Here is a 19,354-nt window from a genome sequence, read left to right on the forward strand (position 1 = left end):
TTAAACATTTTTGAGGGAATTTTCAACTAAATCCGTCTGCCGGCCTGTCGGTAGGCCTCTTCCTACTTATGCAGATACTGCAAACGGCTGCCGCGTTGCATGCTCAAACTGAAACTTGGCGTCGAGAAGGATATCGTATCGGACTGGTACCTACAATGGGTGCTCTGCATGAGGGCCACCTGCAACTGGTACGCGCTGCTGCTCAGGAGTGTGACGTAGTGGTAGTCAGTATTTTCGTGAACCCTACGCAGTTCAATAACGCCGATGACTTTCGGTTGTACCCTCGCCTTCCGGAGGTTGATGCGGAGCTTTTGGTCCCCGCCGGCTGCACGGCTTTGTTTCTGCCCTCGGTGGAGGAAATGTATCCTAGGCCTACCGTGCTACAGTTCGACTTCGGTAGCCTGGAGCGCGTAATGGAGGGAGCTCATCGGCCGGGCCACTTCAATGGGGTAGCCACGGTGGTAAGCAAGCTATTTCACCTGAGCCGCCCACATCGTGCCTATTTCGGGCAAAAGGACTTGCAGCAGGTAACTATTGTGCGTCAGCTCATTCATGATTTGTCCTTTGACCTAGAGCTGGTGGCTTTTCCAACTATTCGGGAGGCGGATGGGCTGGCCATGTCGTCACGCAACCGCCGCCTCACGCCCGAGGCCCGTGCCGTGGCGCCCGTGCTTCATCAGGCGCTGCAGTATGGCGAGCAACTGATTCGGCAAGGGAGACATTCGCCGCAGGAAGTCCAAGCGGCTACTGTGGCTGTGCTAGGCCAGGAGCCGGCCATTGCATTAGAGTATCTGGAGCTGGCCGATGCGGAAACTCTACAGCCCCTGACCCAATGGCAGCCTGGCCGAGACGTGGCCTTGTGCCTAGCAGCGCATCTGGCAGGGGTACGTCTGATTGATAACATCGTGGTGAAAAGCTCCTAGGCCAGTGTGAAGCTTCGGCTTCGGCTGGGTTTCCTATCTTTACAGCTTTGTTTTCCACCCGCTTTCCACCCCATGCATATAGAGGTTCTCAAGTCCAAGATCCACCGCGTAAAAGTTACGCAGGCAGAGCTGCACTACGTTGGTAGCATCACAATTGATGAGGACCTGCTGGATGCCGCGAACATGGTAGAAAACGAAAAGGTAACTATTGTCAATATCAACAATGGGGAGCGTTTCGAAACCTACACCATTCGGGGAGAGCGGGGCACGGGCATGATTTGCCTGAATGGGCCCGCTGCCCGCCGCGTAGCCGTGGGGGATATCATCATCATTATCTCCTACGGGCTGGTTGATTTCGCCGAAGCCCGTGCCCATAAGCCCACCATTATCTTCCCCGATCAACATAACCGATTAGGATAACCGATTAGCTGGCCTACTGAACTGCTACCCCGTGAAGCAACTTCTAAACGTTCTTAAGTACGGGCTGCTGCTGTCAGTTTCCGGTCTGTTGATGTGGTATGCCATACAGGGGCAGGACCTGAGTCGGATTGGGCAACATGTGCGGGAAGCCAACTATTCCTGGCTGGCCATAACCATGGTACTTTCGGCGCTAGGGTACTTCAGCCGGGCTTTCCGCTGGAAAATGCAGCTTGATCCTACGGGCTCTAAAGCAACCTATTGGGATGTCTACCACGCCATGATGGTGGGCTATCTGGCCAACCTAGTGCTGCCACGCATGGGGGAGGTCATCCGGTGTTCGGTGCTGCGCCGTACGAGCGGAGTGCCGGTACAGGTGGCGTTGGGTACCGTCGTGACGGAGCGGGTAATTGATGTGCTCATGCTGCTAGGCCTGTTAGGAGCAACCCTATTGCTGGATTTCAATACCTTCTGGACTTTCGTAACCGATAAGATTCTGGGCGGCCGCTATGATTCCCTGGCCCGTAATCGTACACCTCTGCTTGTAGCGGGCCTGATTGGGCTGGTGCTGTTGGTGGGAGTTGCCTACGCCCTGTTCCGTAATCTGGAAAGGCTGCGCCAGAATGCCTTGTTTAATAAAGCAGTGTCGTTCGTGAAAGGACTGCTGGCTGGCGTATTCAGTGTGCTGAAGCTGAAAAACAAAAGCCTGTTTCTGCTGCATACCTTCTTCACCTGGGGGGTATATTACCTGATGGATTACCTGGCTTTCTTCTGCTTTCCTGCTACCTATAACCTGGATATGCGTGCTGGTTTGGCCGTGCTCACGTTTGGGGCCTTTGGCATGGCGGCACCGGTAGCGGGTGGTATCGGGCCGTTCCACGTGATGGTGCAGAGCATTTTACTGGCCTACGGCATCAGCAAAGAAGCCGGCATTGCGTATGCACTGGTGGTGCATGGTTCCCAGACGCTGTTGGTGGTGCTGATGGGCGGCATCAGCTTCGTAGCCAGCATGGTAAAATCAGGCCAAGTAGCGCGTAGCAAAGCTGCCGCAGATCTGGCCGTAGCCTTGCCTGCCGATGTGGAGTAAAGACAAAATAATGCCGCTGGAACCATTGCTGGCTCTTGTAGCCGACTGGAAAAGCCAGGGCCAGCGGGTGGTTTTCACCAATGGCTGCTTCGACCTGTTGCACCTAGGCCACGTTGATTACCTAGAGAAGGCCCGCCACCTCGGCGACCGGCTGGTGGTAGGCCTCAATACAGATGCTTCGGTAAGCTGTCTGAAGCCAGGCCGACCTTTGCAGGACGAAGTGTCACGGGCCAGAGTATTGGCCTCCCTTTTGTTTGTGGATGCGGTAGTACTCTTCGATGAGCAAACGCCGTTGGCCCTGATTGAAGCCGTATTGCCCGATATCCTGGTGAAAGGCGACGACTATGCAATCAGTGGAATTGTGGGACACGAAGTGGTGTTACAAAACGGCGGGCAGGTCCTGACCGTACCACTCGTAGCCGGCTACAGCACGACGCGCATCGTCGAGCGTATCCAGGCACTTCTCACTTCCTAAGCCCTTTCCATCATGTACACTTCAATGAACCCGGCCTACATCATCGTTCTACTGACGATGCTGGCTAGCTGGCTCATTCAGCGCCGCTTGCAAAGCAAGTTCGAGCAATACTCGCAGGTAGGCCTACAGTCAAACCTCTCCGGTAAGCAGATTGCCGAGCTGATGCTGGCCGACCACGGCATTACCGATGTGCGCGTTATTTCTACCGAAGGCCGCCTCACCGACCACTACAACCCGGCCGACAAAACCGTGAACCTAAGCGAAGCGGTGTATGCAGACCGCTCTGCTGCGGCGGCGGCCGTAGCAGCCCACGAGTGCGGCCATGCAGTACAGCATGCCACGGCCTACGCGGCGCTGCAGTTTCGCTCGGCCTTGGTTCCGGCGCTAAGCGCTGTGTCGAAGTTCATGCCCATTCTGTTGTTTCTGGGCGTGATTATGCTCAACAATACGCCGCTTCCCCTGGCCGCCGGTGTGGCGCTGTTTGCTCTCACTACGCTCTTTAGCTTTATAACCCTGCCCGTAGAGTTTGACGCTTCCAAGCGGGCGCTGGCCTGGATTGACCGGCGCGGTATCGTGACTCCCCAGGAGCATGCTATGGCCAAGGATGCGCTAAAATGGGCTGCCATGACCTACGTAATTGCGGCTATTGGCTCCCTAGCGACGCTGCTGTATTATGCGTCTTTCCTGATGGGCCGTCGTCGCGACTAATCCCAACCTGGCCTACTGCTTATACTTTCTCGCCGCTCCAGAACCCTGGGGCGGCGTTGTTTTTATCTATGATTAGGCTAGGCCACTTGGGTGGAACTCTGCAATCCTAGGTCAGAAGTTGGGGTGGCTTGGCAGAGAAAAAAGACAAATAGCCATGCACCTAAGCGCGAAAACGCCACAGTCGGAAACAAAAAACCTGTGCATAACCTTATCAAAGCACATTAGCACAAAAAAACTACGGCTTCTGCGCAATCTGCAAGGTCTGTGGTTTAATTTTGAGGGTTGCAAGCGAATTTACGCTACGCTTCCCCAGACACGTTTTCCCACCCCACCCCTTTCTACCGCATGGATTTTCAGCTTACTGAAGAACAACTGGCCGTTCAGGCCGCTGCCCGCGACTTCGCCCAAAATGAACTTTGGGCCGGCGTAATTGAACGCGATGAGCACCAAAAATTCCCCGCCGAGCAAATCAAGAAGATGGGCGAGCTGGGCTTCATGGGCATGATGGTGAGCCCAGAGTATGGCGGCGGTGGCATGGACACGGTGAGCTACGTGCTGGCCATGGAGGAAATCTCTAAAGTAGATGCTTCCTGCTCCGTTATCATGTCGGTGAACAACTCGCTGGTGTGCTGGGGGCTGGAAAAGTATGGCTCGGAAGAGCAGAAGCAGAAGTATCTGACCAAGCTGGCAACCGGCGAAATCATTGGCGCTTTCTGCCTCTCGGAGCCCGAAGCGGGTTCTGATGCTACTATGCAGCGCACCACGGCCGAGGATATGGGCGACCATTACCTCCTCAACGGTACTAAGAACTGGATTACCAACGGTTCGTCGGCTTCAGTATACATTGTGATTGCGCAAACCAATCCGGAGCTGAAGCACCGCGGTATCAATGCAATCATTGTAGAGAAGGACACGCCCGGTTTCGTGGTAGGCCCCAAGGAGAACAAGCTAGGCATCCGTGGCTCTGACACGCACTCCCTCATGTTCACCGACGTGAAAGTGCCCAAGGAAAATCGCATCGGGGAAGATGGCTTCGGCTTCAAGTTTGCCATGCAGGTGCTGGCCGGCGGCCGTATTGGCATTGCTTCGCAGGCATTGGGTATTGCTTCGGGAGCTTATGAGCTTTCTTTGAAGTACTCAAAAGAGCGTAAAGCATTTGGTGTTCCGATTTCGCAGCACCAAGCTATCCAGTTCAAGCTGGCCGACATGGCGACCAACATTGATGCTGCTCGCCTTTTGTGCCTGCAGTCGGCTCATGACAAGGACGCGCACCAGGATTACGCCAAGTCGGGTGCTATGGCCAAGCTGTTCGCTTCCAAAGTGGCCATGGATACTGCTGTAGAGGCCGTGCAGGTGCATGGAGGCTACGGATTCGTGAAAGAATTCCACGTAGAACGCATGATGCGCGACGCCAAAATCACGCAGATTTACGAGGGAACTTCCGAGATTCAGAAAATTGTAATCTCTCGGGAAATCCTCAAGTAAAAACCGAATTGCCTAAAATTCAGAATCATTGCATTAAACCCAGTCTTTTTTAGGCTGGGTTTTTCGTTTTTGTGAATTTTTATATGTTATTTTGCATTACAAAAGTCCGGGGTGCTATTTGCCCTGGCAGAATGACGTAACTCAGCCACCCGCCGAAGATGGAAGATTATAATAAAGTGATAGAGTCGCTAGGTGTCCGGTACATCAAGGCGAAAAATTTAGTACTCCAGCAGCCCTTCACCGTACGCAACTACTACGATGTAGGCAACAACCTTATCCTGCTGCATAAGGGTCGCATTACCTTTGGTGATGAAGAGCAAATTGTGGAAGAAGGGGAGATGCTGTTCATCCCAGGCGGCCGGGCTACCAAGGTATCCTACGGCGAAGCCTCTTCGAAGAGCATTACGAATGACGACCTGATCAGCAACAAGGATAAGTTCTTCCACTCCAACACCGATCTGGATCTGATTGGAGATGCGGAAGAAAGCCACAGCCACGTGAGCTTCGAGGCCAAGGTGTTTGACTCCGTCAACTTCTTTGCTTCGCTGGACGTGCCTGCCTTCCTGATTACGGGCAACTCTAAGCTGGCTAACCTCATCATTAAGGTGGTAGAGGAAAGCCTGCAGGAACTACCGGGCCGGGAGCGTCTGATTACGATTTACACCGAAAACATTGTGGTGGAAATTGTGCGCTACATCTTGAAGAACAAGATGTTCGTGGAGCAGCTCGCTACCAACAGCACTTACTTCAAGGACCCGCGTCTCATCGATCTGTTCAATTACATCAAAGAGAACATCGGCGGCGACCTGTCCAACAAAGTGCTATCGGGTGTGGCAAACGTAAGCGAAGACTACGTAGGCCAGTACTTTAAGATGCTGACTGGCATCAACCCCCAGGACTACATTGAGTACCAGCGCATGGAGCGTGCCGTGTTCCTGCTGCGTACCACCAAGAAAAGCATCCGCGATATTGGTAAGGAAGTGGGCTATAAGGACACGGCATACTTCTGCCGCCGCTTCAAAATGATGTTTGGTATTCCGGCCGGTAAGATGCGTCGCCGTGAGTCAGCTATGAATATCTAAGCTTTCAAATACCAGTGCCATAAACAAGAAGAGGCCGCCCAAACTGGGCGGCCTCTTCTTGTTTAGCGGAAAGCGGAGTGGCCTAGGCCACTGCTTCTGTATTATTGGTTGACGTTGAGAACCGTATTAAAGCTTTGCACCACTTTCGACATCTCGCCCAAGAACTCTGGCGTCTTCTCAATCTGGTTGCCGATGACAATGACATCGGCGCCTGCTGCTAAGGTGGCCTGGGCTTTTTCTACGGTATTGATGCCGCCACCCACAATCAACGGCACCTCAACTACCTGCCGGACCGCCCGAATCATGGCTGGCGAAACGGGATACATAGCGCCGCTGCCGCCATCGAGGTACATCAGGCGTAGGCCTAATTGCTCACCGGCCATAGCGGTGCACGCGGCAATAGCAGGCTTATCATGAGGCAGCGGGGTGGTGCCGCTCATGTAGCTGGCCGTAGTCTGGCGGCCGGTATCCACGAGCATGTAGCCGGTGGGCAGAATCTGCAGATTGCTTTGGCGCAGCAAAGGTGCTGCAAGTACATGTTGCCCGATCAGGAAATCGGGGTTGCGGCCAGATATCAGGGACAGCAGCAGAATGCCATCCGCCTGATCATCCAGGTGTAGGCTGTGGCTGGGGAAAAGCAGCACCGGCACAGCCGAACGGCTCTTGATGAAACGAATGAGGGCAGCCTGGCGTGAATTCATCACCAGACTGCCTCCCATAAAAAAGTAATCGACCGGATAGGATTCGCACAGTTCCAGAAGATGCTGGCAGCTAGCCTCGTCCAACTGGTCTGGGTCAAGTAGAACAGCCAGCGACTTCTGGCCGTGCTTACGGCGTTTCGTCAGGGCTTCATGAAGACTGGTGAGGCGCATCCGCGTCGTCGTGGTGATAGGTAAACTCAACATCCCGGGTTTCTGGCTCCGTCTGGTAGCCATTGGCGGAAGATGCAAGGTCGGGATTTTTGAGAATTGGCAAGTACTCTCCTGCTTTCTTTGCTACGTAGGCCATCAGAACAGCCGAAGCTTGGGCCACTAACAACTTGCCAGTATCTGACTGCAGAAAGGATTTTACAGCCGAAGCCAGGATAGAAGACGCCTCATGTTGCGGGGCTTCTTGCGGCTGATAGCTTGTGGAAGGAAGGTGCGCGGCGCCGGACTCATGCCCTACCGGGGCAAACGGGTCCGCATCGGTGTGGTATACATCAGGCGCTAGATGAGCACGTTCCGTGTGTGTCTGGCCCCGATCGAACTGATGGTGCCCAGCCCCAAAGCCGAGGTCATCAGCCACGGCTGTGTCTACGCCAGTGGAATGCAATGGCCGCTGAGGGCTGCTCTTCAGATGGCGAGGAGCGCTGCTACGGCTGTGGAGGGCGGTTCGCTTTTCGTGAGCCGCTAGGCCCTTTTTTTTTCCGCCGAAAGCTTTTTTGAGCAGCCAAATGCCACCCAAAACGCCCGCTCCCATAGCCACATATTTGCCTACAGTCTGGGTTTTGGCTTTAATTTCTTCTACGTCACCCATCAGGGCACGCTCGTATTCTTGCTTCTGACGCTCCAGGAATTCCTTTTCGTCCTCAAACAGCGGGTTGTGCAGATCGGCCATATACTAGGTTAGGCTTGACGTTTGTCGGATTTGTAAATGGTATTGTCCAGCAGCTTGTCAGCTACACCCTGGAACATTTTTTTGTCGACTCCTACCACAAAGATGATGAGCAAAAGCAGATAGAAGCCCGCTACGATACCGAAGCCCCAGTACGAGCTGTCCAGCACATCGTTCAGCAAAAGGGCAATGAACAGGTTCAGAAATACGAAAAACATGAGACCAATGGTAGCCATAGCCACGCCATGCATCGTGCCGACAAAGGCATGCTTCACTTTCTCCTGGGCTTCCAAACGCACTAAATCTATGCGCGTATCAAGGTAGCCCATCAGGTTGCCCATCAGGTTATCGGTGCGGGGCGTTTTGGTGGTGTCGTCGTCTTCAGTGGAAAAGAGGCCCATACGATAAGGAAGATAATTGAGCAGGGAACAATGTTATGATTTCAGGCGTCAGGAAACGGAGGAGAGGCCTGTTTTTCAAGTAGCCTCTTCATACGGAAAAGGGCGATGCGTGTCTGAAAATTGACGTACTTTTACTATATACCGCCGCATTTTGAGTCAGAATCATTACCAGATTTTAGGGGTATCTACTACTGCTACGGCCCGTGAAATTAAGCTGGCGTATAAGCGGCTAGCTGTACAGTATCATCCGGACAAACACGGTGGCAATACGCTCTACGAAGACCTGTTTAAGGCCGTAGCAGCTGCATATCATATTCTGGGAGAGCCCGGCCGCCGCGCTCAGTACGACCATCAGCTGCAGATAGCTGCCCGCCGCGCCGAGGAAGCGCGGCGCCAGCAGCAATACCGGGCGCAAGCACAACATCTATATGGCGTGCCAATGCCGCCGCCGGCGCCCTTGCGCACCCGCCGGCCCGCGGGTTCTGCCGAGCGCCATTACCGCACCATCCCGCGCCAACGCCAGAAGTTCACGCGCCGCGACTATTGGCTGACGGCTATGTTCCTGCTAGGCCTTTTGCTGTTTGTGCTATCGGTGAAGGTGACGATGGACCACGTGACGGCCGTAAGCAACTACGACGACGGAATAGAGGCCTACACTCGCCGGGAATGGAGTACAGCACATAGCTTCTTCACAGAAACTCTCCATTTCAAGCCCAAGCATACCGCCGCGTTGCAAAGGCGTGCCGAGCTGGAGCAATTGATTTACCACGACTACGTAGCTGCCGCCCAGGATTATCGGGCGGCAATCGTAGAAATCGAAAGTTCACGCCGCCGCGCCGCGCTTCTGTCCCGGCTAGGCCAGTGCCACGCTGCCCTGCAGCACCCCGATTCGGCGCAGCAAGCTTTTCGGCAGGCACTAGCACTCGATTCTACCGTTGTTCGGGCCCTACTAGCCAGAGGCGAGGCAGAGCTGTTTCAGCGGCGGCGCTATGCCTCAGCCATCCGCGACTTTAGTGCTGGCCTACGCCACACCCGGTCTTCGGTGCTTTTGGCCCGCCTGATGCTTTACCGAGGGCTGGCCCACTACAAGCATCAGGATTATGGAGCCGCCCGTGCCGATTACTGGCAGGTGCTGACCCTCACGCCGCGGAGCGGGCAGGTCTATTTCCTGCTCGGCCGCGTAGCCCAAAAAGAAGGCGCCTTGCCCGATGCCTGCGAATTTTTCCGGCGGGCAGTGGTACAGGGTTACCAGTTTGCCGAGGATGCCCGCAACGAAACCTGTGGCCGCCGTCAGCTGCCAGTTACGCCGGTTCAGCCCGCCCGCAACTAAGCTTCGAGGCTAAGCTAGGGCAAGAAGTGGCCTAGAAGTGCCAGCGGACGAAAGCTTCAATAGCCTCGTATTCGGGTAGGCCTAGCAAGTCGTAGAGCTGGGCCGTAGTACGGTTGCGGTCTTCTGCCCGCTGCCAGAACTCCCGCTGGTCGGCGCCGGGGAATAGCGGCCGGTCTTTCTGCGACTGGTGTTTGAAAATAGCACGGCGCTTCCGGGTGAGCTCCTGCGGCGACAACGGCACGGCCATTTCTATCTGGTCGATGTCCCATTCTTGCCAGGCGCCACGGTATAGCCACAGCCAGCAGTTTTGGAGCCACGCCGTGTTTTGGGCTTTTAACTGGCCTACAGCCGCGAAAATAGCCGCCAAGCATACGCGGTGCGTGCCGTGCGGGTCGGATAAGTCGCCGGCCGCGTAAATCTGCTGCGGCTGCACTTTATTGAGCAGGTCCACCGTCAGTTGGATATCCTCGGGGCCGATGGGCTTCTTGCGCACCCGGCCGGTTTCATAAAAGGGAAGGTCCATAAAATGCACGTTCTCATCCGGGATGCCTGCATAGCGGCAGGCGCTTTTGGCTTCCCCGCGCCTGATCAGGCCCTTAATCTGCTGGACCTCTTCGGAGTCGACTTGCCCAGGGGCTTTGTTCTTGAGAAAGTCCGCAACGCGGTGATACAAATTTTCGGCAGGTTGCTCATCCAGGCGGAAAGCCTCATCGTATTCGGCCACAAACTCCGCGAACCGTACCGCCTCTTCGTCAAACACCGCAATGTTGCCACTGGTCTGGTAGGCCACATGCACCTCATGGCCTTGGTCCACGAGCCGGAGCAGAGTACCGCCCATCGAAATAACGTCGTCGTCGGGGTGAGGGGAGAAGATCAGGACTCGCTTCGGAAACGGGGTAGCCCGCTCTGGCCGGTTGGAGTCATCGGCATTGGGCTTGCCGCCTGGCCATCCCGTTATGGTGCGCTGTAATTGGTTAAATACCTTAATATTGAGTTCGTAAGCCAGTCCGGATTCGGCTAGCAGCTCCGAGAGGCCGTGCTCATTGTATTCTTGGTCGGTGAGTTTGAGAATGGGCTTCTGCAGCTTCCGCGCCAGCCACGTCACGGCTTTTCGCACCTGTGCTTCATCCTGCCAGTTAAGGCGGGAGCCCACCAGCCACGGGCTTTTCATGCGGGTAAGCTCGGCGCCGGCTGCTTGGTCCAGTATCACGCGCACATTCGGGTGCTTCTGCAGGTAGGTGGCTGGCACCGAGTCGGTCATTTCGCCTTCCACCATGCGCTTTACCACGGCCGCTTTTCCCTCACCCCAGGCAAGCAGCACAATCTCATGCGCTTCCAGAATGGTGCCTACACCCATCGTGATAGCGCGGCGGGGTACATTTTCTTCCCCGTAGAAATCAGAAGCAGCATCGGTGCGGGTAATATGGTCAAGCGTGATCATACGAGTGCGGGAACTGGCCCCCGAGCCAGGCTCGTTGAATCCAATATGCCCGGTGCGCCCGATGCCCAGAATCTGCAGGTCAATGCCGCCGGCTTCCCTAATCTGCTCTTCGTAGTGCCGACAGAACTCCGCCACCTGCTCCTGCGGCACCGTACCATCCGGAATGTGCACTTGCGCGGCCGGAATGTCAATGTGGTCGAACAGGTACTCGTGCATAAACCGCACGTAGCTCTGCAGCGAATCGGGCTGCATCGGAAAGTACTCGTCCAGATTAAACGTGATGACGTGCTGAAAGCTCAACCCTTCCACTTGGTGTAGCCGCACTAGTTCTTCGTACAGGCGAGTAGGGGTAGAGCCCGTAGCTAGGCCTAGTACGCACATGCGCCCCTCCGCCGTTCGTTGCCGGATCAGGTCAGCAATTTGGCGGGCTACGGCTACAGAGGCCTGTTCGGAGTCGGGGTAAATGGTGGTGGCAAGTCGCTCAGCGTGGCGCACATCAGATGCAGTCATACCTGTAAAGCAGAAGTGAAACGGAATCTTACTGGAAAAACCCGAGTCGCGCAACTTGTAGCCAAGACATATTCGGTTGCATTTATTTAGTCTGATTAGCGCAGCCCTGCCATACAAGTGGCCTAGCGTTGTATAGCTGAGCTTGACTGCTGAGAGAAGTATGTCACAATACCGGCTTTTTGCTAACACTTATAAATTATATCATTCTGATTGTTAAATATATATAACTGAATTATGAGGGCTATATAAGGAAAATCAATGTCACGATACAGCCGTGATTGTCCTTTCGGAACAGCCCCGACAGCACGATATTGTACATATTAGAATGTATCGTGCTGATAGAACATCCCTCTGACTGCTCTCTATGACCTTTTCTACTCTCAAGGATGCTCATCTGCAAGAACTGGGCTTCGAGCCTTTATCGCTTTACCGCTCCTGGGATTACCCCGTGGGTGCTACGGAAGCAGCCTTTGTGCCTATTACGGATATGCGCTACCAGCATCGTCTCATAGCACGCGATGGTACTCGCCTGTATGCCTACTCCTGGATCCATGAGCCAGGCTACCTACTGGCTACCATGCAACACATTTCTTCCTTAGAGCACATTGTTGCGGAGCTAGACAGCGATGATGTACTGCTCTTGCGGCGTCATATGGAAGCCTTTTTCTCTTTGCACGGAGGGAGTGCCTTGCCCGGCGAAGTAAGAAATAACTCCCCCAGAATGCTCCACTAACGGTATGCCGTAGCCCTCTAGGCCACCAGGACCTCGATCTATATTCGTACGGATTGAAAACAAAAAAGCCCTTCTACGCGAAGTAGAAGGGCTTTTTAGTGGTAATGATTGGAATCGAACCAACGACACCAGCATTTTCAGTGCTGTGCTCTACCAACTGAGCTACATTACCAGCTCTGGGCGCCTCGCAAGCCGTTATAGCCGTTGAGGAGCACAAAAGTAGTAAACCAAAATCAACCTGCAACACTTATTAGAAAAAAACTTTCCAGCGAAAAGCCGTAATTTGTTATGCATACCGAGTATATTTCGGCTCCAACCCAAACCTACCCTTTCTCGTGCACTTCTCCATCCAAAACATCCTCTTCCTGCTAGTCGCGTTGGCGGGCTTCGGCCTGTTCGCGTGGCAAGCCCGGAAGATTCGAGCCAACATTCTGGTCGGGCGCGACCGGGATATGAGTGGCAACGTCAATGAGCGCCTCTACAAAACGCTGCTGGTCGCCTTTGGGCAGCAGAAAATGTTTAAGCGCCTCACGCCGGCCTTTCTCCACCTGATCGTTTATATCGGTTTCATTGTCATCAACATTGAAGTCATCGAGATTCTGGTGGACGGTTTGTTCGGAACCCATCGGTTCCTGCAGTTCCTAGGCCCCTTGTACTCGGCCCTTACTGGTACCAACGAGGTATTAGGCGCCCTAGTTGTGCTGGCGGTAATTGCCTTCTGGTGGCGCCGCAACGTGAATACCATCCGTCGTTTTACGGGGCCCGAGTTACGCGCCTGGCCTAAGCTGGATGCCAACGTCATCCTGTATGTGGAAGTGGTGCTGATGGTTGCGTTGTTCACCATGAACACCGCTGATCTGAAGCTGCATGGCGACAACCTACCGGGCGCTTTCCCCATCAGTAGCCTCCTGACCGGCCTTTTTCCGGATAGTCCGGCGGCGCTACATGTTCTGGAGCGCGTTGGCTGGTGGGCGCATATCGTGGGCATTCTGCTGTTCCTGAACTACTTGCCTAGCAGCAAGCACTTCCACATCATTATGGCCTTCCCGAACGTGTACTTCTCGCGGCTGGTACCGCAGGGAAAGTTCTCGAATGTGGAGAGCATCACTCACGAGGTGAAAGCCATGATGGACCCCAGCTACGAGGTGCCCGCCCCACCGGTAGGCCCCGACGGCTCTGCCCTAGCGCCTACGCCCTTCGGAGCAAAAGATGTGGATGACCTGGCCTGGACCAATCTGCTCAATGCGTACTCGTGCACCGAGTGTGGCCGCTGCACGTCGGTTTGCCCCGCTAACCTGACGGGCAAACTATTGTCGCCCCGTAAAATCATCATGGATACCCGGGACCGAATGGAGGAGAAGTATAACTCTCCGCTCATCTTCAACCCCAACCTCTACGGTAAGGAAGCCAAGCACGACCCGCAAGAACAGCTCGATGCCGAAAACCACACGCTGCTGCGCGGTTACGTAACGCCCGAAGAACTGTGGGCCTGCACCACCTGCAACGCCTGCGTGGAGGCCTGCCCAGTGAACATCAACCCACTGGAAAGCATTGTAGAGATGCGCCGCTTCCTTGTGCTGGAAGAATCGGCCGCACCAAACTCTCTGAACGTGATGTTCAGCAACATCGAAAACAACGGCGCTCCGTGGGCTTTCTCGCCTTCCGACCGCTTCAACTGGGCCGATGACCTGTACGTGGCGGATAAAGCTACGGCTCCGGTGGCCTAGGCCACTACCGCTACTGGCCTAGAGAGGCCTAGAGCGGTTCTATCTCACTCTTACTTCTGATTTCTGAATCCCACCCATATGGCTGAGCAAACTGCCAAACGTCCTGTATCTGTTCCACTCATGGCCGATCTGGCAGCGAAGGGCGAAACCCCCGAAGTGCTGTTCTGGGTAGGCTGCGCCGGTGCCTTCGATGACCGCTATAAGCGCGTGACCCGTGCTTTCGTGCGCATTCTGGAGCACGTAGGCGTGAACTACGCCGTGCTGGGCATGGAAGAAAGCTGCACCGGCGACCCTGCCAAGCGCGCTGGCAACGAGTTTCTGTTCCAGATGCAGGCCATGCAGAACATCACCACCCTCAATGGCTACGGCATCAAGAAGGTGGTAACGGCCTGCCCGCATTGCTTCAATACCATTAAGAACGAATACCCAGCGTTGGGTGGCGAGTATGAGGTGATTCACCACAGTACTTTCCTGCAGCAGCTCATCAACGAGGGCAAAGTGAAGGCCGAAGGCGGTGAGTCGTTCAAAGGTCGCCGCATTACGTTCCATGATTCCTGCTACCTGGGCCGCGCCAATAACATTTATGAAGCGCCTCGCGCGGTTCTGGAAGTGCTGGATGCCGACCTGCTGGAAATGAAGCGCTGCAAAACCAACGGCCTGTGCTGCGGTGCCGGTGGCGCCCAAATGTGGAAAGAGCCCGAGCCCGGCAAAAAAGACATCAATGTAGAGCGCGCCGAAGAAGCACTGGCCACGCTCGATGGCGACGCCGATGTGCTGCTGAACCTACAGGGTGTGGAAAGCACGGCTCCCGTACTGCCCGCCGGCTCCAACCGGGGTGGCAGCGTAATTGCCGTAGCCTGCCCGTTCTGCATGACCATGATGGCCGACGGCGTAAAAAACAAGGAGCGTGAATCAGATGTGCAGGTGTTTGACTTGGCCGAACTGATTGCTTCCGCCGAAGGTCTCAACGCGTAGAAAGTGCCGCGTTTTCTTCCTGCAAAATGAAATTTGTGTGCAGCCTCGCCGGAACTTCTCGGCGAGGCTGTTTCTTTTACAAGAAAATACGGTGGCCTACCGTTGACTGTAGGCCAGTCGTTCTTCTGCGAAATACCAGTATGTACGTTCCTTTCAATCAATTACCCGCTTCGGCGCGTCTGTGGATCTATCAGGCTAGCCGTCCGCTCACGGCCGCTGAACTGGCCGCTGTACAGCCCGCGCTCCAACAATTTGTGGAGGAATGGACCAGCCACGGCCGCGTATTGCAAGCCTCGGCCGCCTTAATGCACCAGCAGTTTCTGGTGCTAGGCCTAGACGAAGCCGTAGCCGATGCCAGTGGCTGTTCTATTGATGCCTCCGTGCGGTTCGTGCGCGCGCTGGAAGAGCAGATGGGTATCTCGCTACTGGAAAAAAGTCAGTTGGCCTTTATCATCGATGGGAAGGTGCAGCTCTTAGATAGGAGGGAGCTAAAGGCCGCGGTGGTTGAGGGTCGGCTGCTGCCGGATACACCTTACTTTGATAATACTATTGCCCGGCACGAGCAGCTGCAAACTGCCTGGCCAACCCCAGCGGCCAGCTCTTGGCTAGGCCGGTATTTCTAACCCGACGTACAAAACCAGTAGAGCCGGCCAAAGTCCTACCTAAACTTAGTATTATTAGTCCCGCGTTGATCAACGCTAGGTCGGCTGGTTTCCTTATCCCTCCCTCTTCCCGCTTATGAGAACTTTTATTCTGGTATGTGCTGCCGCCGGCTCTGCTGCTCTGCTAACTGGTTGTGCTACGTCCGGCAGCCTGAGCAAAGCAGACAAGCAATTTGCTCGTGGTGAATATGAACCTGCTATTGCCTTATACAAAGCCGATGTAGCCAAAGGCAAGAACATTGCGCAGTCGAACTACCGGGTAGCCGAGTCGTACCGGCTGTCTAACCGTATTGAGCAGGCCGAAGCATATTATAAAGCGGCCTTGGATGGCGGAGTAAAAGTGTCCGATGCAGCTTTCTATTATGGAGAAGCACTAAAGGCCAACGGTAAGTTTGAAGAAGCCGCCACTCAGTTTGATGCCTACGCGCAAAACGGCGGCAACCGCACCCTAGCAGCTCGCTCCGAAATGGAAGCCAAAAATGCCCGGGCTTCTACCAGCATCGTGGCCATGCGCACCAATAGCGAAGTCATGCCGCTGGACCAAATCAACACCCCATCTGCCGAGTTCAGCGCCACTATTCTCCCCGAAACCAAGGAAGTGATTTTTGCCTCCGGCCGGGATAGCAAAGTGTACAAAGGAAATGGGGAAGGGTTCAACGACCTCTACGCCGTCAAGTTCGACGACGCCGACAAGATGACCGGCGGCACCGTTCGCAAGCTGGAGCCTCTTTTTAACTCCGAGGATAAGCACGAAGCCAGCGCCACCTACACGCCCGATGGCAAGATGATGGTGTTTGCCCGTTCCAACAACGGCTCCAAGAAAGGTTACCTAAGCGTAGATCTGTGGGTATCCTATAATAAGAACGGGGCCTGGACCGAGCCGGAGATTCTGCGGGTAGTCAACAGCAGCACCGCCGATGACTTCTCGCCCTCATTCGCGCCCGATGGCAAGACGTTGTATTTCGCTTCTACCCGCAAGGGTGGCCTAGGCGGCAACGATATCTACAAAACCACCATGGAAACGCCGGGCCGCTTCTCGCCGCCCGAAAACCTCGGCGACCAGATCAACACGCCGGGCAACGAGAACTACCCCGCTATTGCCCCCGACGGCACCCTGTACTTTTCTTCTGATGGGCACCCTGGCCTAGGCAAGCTCGATATCTTCAAGGTCGAGAAAAACAAAGTAGTTAACCTGGCGGTTCCTATTAATAGTACCGGCGACGACTTCGCGCCCTTCTTCACGGCTAACAAGGCAGGCATCTTCGCCTCGAACCGGGCTGGTGGCAAAGGCTCCGACGATTTGTATCGATTTCGGGAGAGCATGCTCAAGCTCGTGAACTTCTATGCCGACGGAACTCTGGTTGAGCGCAACGACAAAACCGGCCAGACGCTACCCGTCGCTAGCGAAACGGTAACCCTCTACAACGCGAAAGGGCAGAAGCTGCAAGATGCCACCACTGGCTCCGATGGCAAATTCAGCTTCAAGCTTGATACCGCAGCCGCCAACTATGCGGTTATTGCCAACCGGGCCGGCTACTTCACTGCCCGCAACTCCGTGAGCACTATCGGCCGCAAACCTGCCCAAGAAGCCCTGACCGAGCCCCTAACGGATGTGCGCATCCCCGTTACCCTGACGCTCGCCAAAATCGTGAAGAATAAAGCCATTGTAGTAGAGAACATTTTCTACGATTACGACAAGGCCAACATTCGTCCGGATGCTGCTTTGGAGCTGGATAAGCTGGTACAGACCCTCAACGACAACCCGCAAATCACGATTGAGCTAAGCTCCCACACCGACTCTCGCGGTAAAGATGCCTATAACCAAGCCCTTTCTCAGCGGCGGGCCCAATCAGCGGTAGACTATATCATCTCCAAAGGCATCGATAAGAGCCGCATTACGGCCCGAGGCTACGGCGAAACCCAGCCAGTCATCAAAAATGCCAAGACGGAGGAGGAATACCAACGCAACCGCCGCACCGAGTTTAAGGTGACCAAGATTGCTGAATGAGGACTCAGCCTCTACTATCTACTATAAGAAGACCTCCGGAGCTACCAGCTTCGGAGGTCTTTTGCATTAAGGGCTGTAGTGTTTGCTAGGCCACTCCTATATAAGGGGTACTTCTTACAAAGGATAGGAGAGAAGCCTAGTACTCTTAATATAGATGTGGCACAATCCTTGGCTTAGTGCTCTCATACGGGAGCAAACGGATTGCTCTAGGATAACGAGCCACTGCCATGAAAAAGGCGCTACTACTTTTTGCTAGTCTATTCCTATTCTTAGTGGGTGGCCTGCAGGCTGCTCCAGCCAACGTCAACTTCTCTTCAGAGCGCGGCGTGCCTTTCCAGCTCGTGTTTGACGGTCGGGCCCTGACGCGCGGCGGAGCCCGCCAGGTATTTCTGGACCGTCTAATGCCTGGCTACCATTGGGCAGAGTTCATTATCCCCTCTGGTTACGGGCGTAGCGTAAACTACCGTACCCAGATTTTCCTGGATGGTGGCCTAGAAACCAACTTCGTCCTTTTCACCCGCAATGGCTATCCGCCCATGTTGCGTAAAGTGTCGGCTATCCCTATTCGCGGAAACTATCCTCCCGGCCGCCCCGGTAACGGCTACCCTACTAATGGAGGATATGATAACACGTACCCTGGTGGACCAGCCGGCCCGGGCCGAAACGATGGCGGTTACCCAGCTCCGAACTCTCCCTACCCAAATCAAGGGCCGTATCCAAATGGGCCAGCTTATCCGTCGCAGCCTGCGTACCCCAATACGTATCCCGATAACCGGAACAATTACAATGTAATGTCTCCTCAAGATGTATCCCGTCTGCTGCAGTCTGTGCAACGGCAATCTTTTGATGACAACAAACTCCCCATTTTGCGGGAAGCATTAGGTGCGGCATCCCTAGAGTCCGATGATCTAACGCGTATTCTGTCTACGCTCACGTTCGACCGCAACCGGGTTGAATTAGCCAAATATGCCTACCCTCGTATCGTAGACCCTCAAAACTTCTACCGCGTCTATGAGGCATTTGACTTCCAAAGTAACGTTCAAGAATTACAGCAATACGTACAGGCCTACCGCCGCTAGGTAGCCAGTTGCACTGAAAAAGCCCTCTCATTACTACATGAGAGGGCTTTTTCATGTTCATTGCTAACGCATACCATGATTGGCCGGAGCGAGTAATAAACTAAAGGTTCTACAGATAGCAATCTAGCGTTTGTGGCCTAGGGCTACATGACACGATATATAGGAGAAAATTATGCAGTTGGAATTCAAGCCTGTATGCCGAATGCTCTGCCATTACCCAGTATTTGTTTAGGTCGTAGTTGGAAACCCGAAGGGAAGCGTGCACTTTTGCACTCCCAAATCGAACGGAGGCGGGCTACGGAAACGCAGAAAAGAAAGTTGTGCGGGGAGTTGGAAAGTGGAAGATCTTAGTCTTACCTTTGCACCCCGCTTCGACCGGAAGCGCTTCCACCTTAACCGAGAAAAAAGAAATTTGACCTCGGGCTTGGAAGTAGCAAAAAACGACTTACCTTTGCACCCCGCTTACCGCTGAAAGGCGCCTAGCGGGCTGGAAACGACGAAAGCCTGAAAAAGTTTTTTCATTTTCGAGTTGCAAAGTAAGAAAAAAGGTTCTTACCTTTGCAGCCCGCTTCAACTGGAAGGGGCTAGGGCACACAGACTGGGAAAAAGAATTTCTCTAAAAAGTTTGCCACTAGAACATAAGCTCTTACCTTTGTCGCCCGCTTCGGTGGGCAGCGTAAAGAAAAGAGAAACACGCCGGCTAGATGAGCCGGCC

At 54.4% G+C, this 19,354-nt stretch carries 18 protein-coding genes and 1 tRNA gene; 14 read left to right on the forward strand and 5 right to left on the reverse strand.

Annotated features, from left to right (window positions below; all coding sequences use genetic code 11):
• The first annotated feature begins 68 nt into the window (after positions 1-68).
• The 7 genes from panC (at position 69) to CFT68_RS18235 (ending at position 6,177) form a co-directional block, all read left to right on the forward strand.
• A complete protein-coding gene (gene panC / locus CFT68_RS18205; RefSeq protein ID WP_088845024.1) occupies positions 69-923 on the forward strand; it encodes a pantoate--beta-alanine ligase in 855 nt (284 codons plus the stop codon).
• 72 nt (positions 924-995) lie between these two features.
• On the forward strand, positions 996-1,343 hold the full coding sequence (gene panD / locus CFT68_RS18210) for an aspartate 1-decarboxylase (RefSeq protein ID WP_088845026.1): 348 nt from the start codon (positions 996-998) through the stop codon (positions 1,341-1,343).
• A gap of 31 nt (positions 1,344-1,374) precedes the next feature.
• Positions 1,375-2,427: a lysylphosphatidylglycerol synthase transmembrane domain-containing protein gene (locus CFT68_RS18215; protein WP_088845028.1), complete on the forward strand. Its 1,053-nt coding sequence runs from the start codon at positions 1,375-1,377 to the stop codon at positions 2,425-2,427.
• Positions 2,417-2,902, forward strand: coding sequence for a D-glycero-beta-D-manno-heptose 1-phosphate adenylyltransferase (gene rfaE2, locus CFT68_RS18220; RefSeq protein ID WP_088845029.1), 486 nt, complete (start codon positions 2,417-2,419; stop codon positions 2,900-2,902). The genes CFT68_RS18215 and rfaE2 overlap by 11 nt, the downstream gene beginning before the upstream one ends.
• A gap of 12 nt (positions 2,903-2,914) precedes the next feature.
• A complete protein-coding gene (locus CFT68_RS18225) occupies positions 2,915-3,610 on the forward strand; it encodes a zinc metallopeptidase (RefSeq protein WP_394340115.1) in 696 nt (231 codons plus the stop codon).
• A 345-nt stretch (positions 3,611-3,955) separates the two neighbouring features.
• Positions 3,956-5,095, forward strand: a complete 1,140-nt coding sequence (locus CFT68_RS18230; RefSeq protein ID WP_088845033.1) for an acyl-CoA dehydrogenase — start codon at positions 3,956-3,958, stop codon at positions 5,093-5,095.
• Positions 5,096-5,253: 158 nt separating this feature from the next.
• The gene (locus CFT68_RS18235) at positions 5,254-6,177 is read left to right on the forward strand and encodes a helix-turn-helix domain-containing protein (RefSeq protein ID WP_088845034.1); all 924 of its coding nucleotides are present in this window, start codon (positions 5,254-5,256) and stop codon (positions 6,175-6,177) included.
• Positions 6,178-6,278: 101 nt separating this feature from the next.
• Here the strand turns inward: CFT68_RS18235 and CFT68_RS18240 are convergent, their stop codons facing one another.
• Genes CFT68_RS18240 through CFT68_RS18250 form a run of 3 tightly spaced genes read right to left on the reverse strand, consistent with a single transcriptional unit; the run spans position 6,279 to position 8,174 of the window.
• Complete coding sequence (locus tag CFT68_RS18240) at positions 6,279-7,082, reverse strand: geranylgeranylglyceryl/heptaprenylglyceryl phosphate synthase (protein WP_394340116.1); 804 nt, start codon at positions 7,080-7,082, stop codon at positions 6,279-6,281.
• Positions 7,027-7,776, reverse strand: coding sequence for a hypothetical protein (locus CFT68_RS18245; RefSeq protein ID WP_088845038.1), 750 nt, complete (start codon positions 7,774-7,776; stop codon positions 7,027-7,029). The genes CFT68_RS18240 and CFT68_RS18245 overlap by 56 nt, the downstream gene beginning before the upstream one ends.
• Before the next feature lie 8 nt (positions 7,777-7,784).
• Positions 7,785-8,174 carry a phage holin family protein gene (locus CFT68_RS18250; RefSeq protein ID WP_088845040.1) on the reverse strand — a complete coding sequence of 130 codons (390 nt, stop codon included), beginning with the start codon at positions 8,172-8,174 and terminating at the stop codon, positions 7,785-7,787.
• A 151-nt stretch (positions 8,175-8,325) separates the two neighbouring features.
• Between CFT68_RS18250 and CFT68_RS18255 the strand changes: the two genes are divergently transcribed.
• On the forward strand, positions 8,326-9,504 hold the full coding sequence (locus CFT68_RS18255; RefSeq protein WP_088845041.1) for a J domain-containing protein: 1,179 nt from the start codon (positions 8,326-8,328) through the stop codon (positions 9,502-9,504).
• 31 nt (positions 9,505-9,535) lie between these two features.
• On the opposite strand, the gene nagB is transcribed toward CFT68_RS18255, so the two are convergent.
• Positions 9,536-11,455, reverse strand: a complete 1,920-nt coding sequence (gene nagB, locus CFT68_RS18260; protein ID WP_088845043.1) for a glucosamine-6-phosphate deaminase — start codon at positions 11,453-11,455, stop codon at positions 9,536-9,538.
• Positions 11,456-11,819: 364 nt separating this feature from the next.
• Between nagB and CFT68_RS18265 the strand changes: the two genes are divergently transcribed.
• Positions 11,820-12,188 (forward strand): hypothetical protein, encoded by a 369-nt coding sequence (locus tag CFT68_RS18265; RefSeq protein WP_088845044.1) that lies wholly within the window; start codon positions 11,820-11,822, stop codon positions 12,186-12,188.
• 99 nt (positions 12,189-12,287) lie between these two features.
• On the opposite strand, the gene CFT68_RS18270 is transcribed toward CFT68_RS18265, so the two are convergent.
• Positions 12,288-12,360: transfer RNA gene (locus tag CFT68_RS18270), tRNA-Phe, on the reverse strand.
• A 163-nt stretch (positions 12,361-12,523) separates the two neighbouring features.
• On the opposite strand from CFT68_RS18270, the gene CFT68_RS18275 reads away from it, so the two are divergent.
• From CFT68_RS18275 to CFT68_RS18295, 5 genes are all read left to right on the forward strand, one after another.
• Positions 12,524-13,915 carry a (Fe-S)-binding protein gene (locus CFT68_RS18275; RefSeq protein WP_088845046.1) on the forward strand — a complete coding sequence of 464 codons (1,392 nt, stop codon included), beginning with the start codon at positions 12,524-12,526 and terminating at the stop codon, positions 13,913-13,915.
• A 120-nt stretch (positions 13,916-14,035) separates the two neighbouring features.
• The gene (locus CFT68_RS18280; protein ID WP_088845047.1) at positions 14,036-14,890 is read left to right on the forward strand and encodes a (Fe-S)-binding protein; all 855 of its coding nucleotides are present in this window, start codon (positions 14,036-14,038) and stop codon (positions 14,888-14,890) included.
• A 140-nt stretch (positions 14,891-15,030) separates the two neighbouring features.
• Complete coding sequence (locus CFT68_RS18285; protein WP_088845048.1) at positions 15,031-15,513, forward strand: hypothetical protein; 483 nt, start codon at positions 15,031-15,033, stop codon at positions 15,511-15,513.
• A 115-nt stretch (positions 15,514-15,628) separates the two neighbouring features.
• Complete coding sequence (locus CFT68_RS18290) at positions 15,629-17,560, forward strand: OmpA family protein (RefSeq protein WP_088845050.1); 1,932 nt, start codon at positions 15,629-15,631, stop codon at positions 17,558-17,560.
• Between the two features lie 227 nt (positions 17,561-17,787).
• Positions 17,788-18,639, forward strand: a complete 852-nt coding sequence (locus CFT68_RS18295; RefSeq protein ID WP_088845052.1) for a DUF4476 domain-containing protein — start codon at positions 17,788-17,790, stop codon at positions 18,637-18,639.
• Positions 18,640-19,354: the final 715 nt, after the last annotated feature.

Source organism: Hymenobacter gelipurpurascens, from assembly GCF_900187375.1.
In the GTDB taxonomy this organism is placed as follows: Bacteria; Bacteroidota; Bacteroidia; order Cytophagales; family Hymenobacteraceae; genus Hymenobacter; species Hymenobacter gelipurpurascens.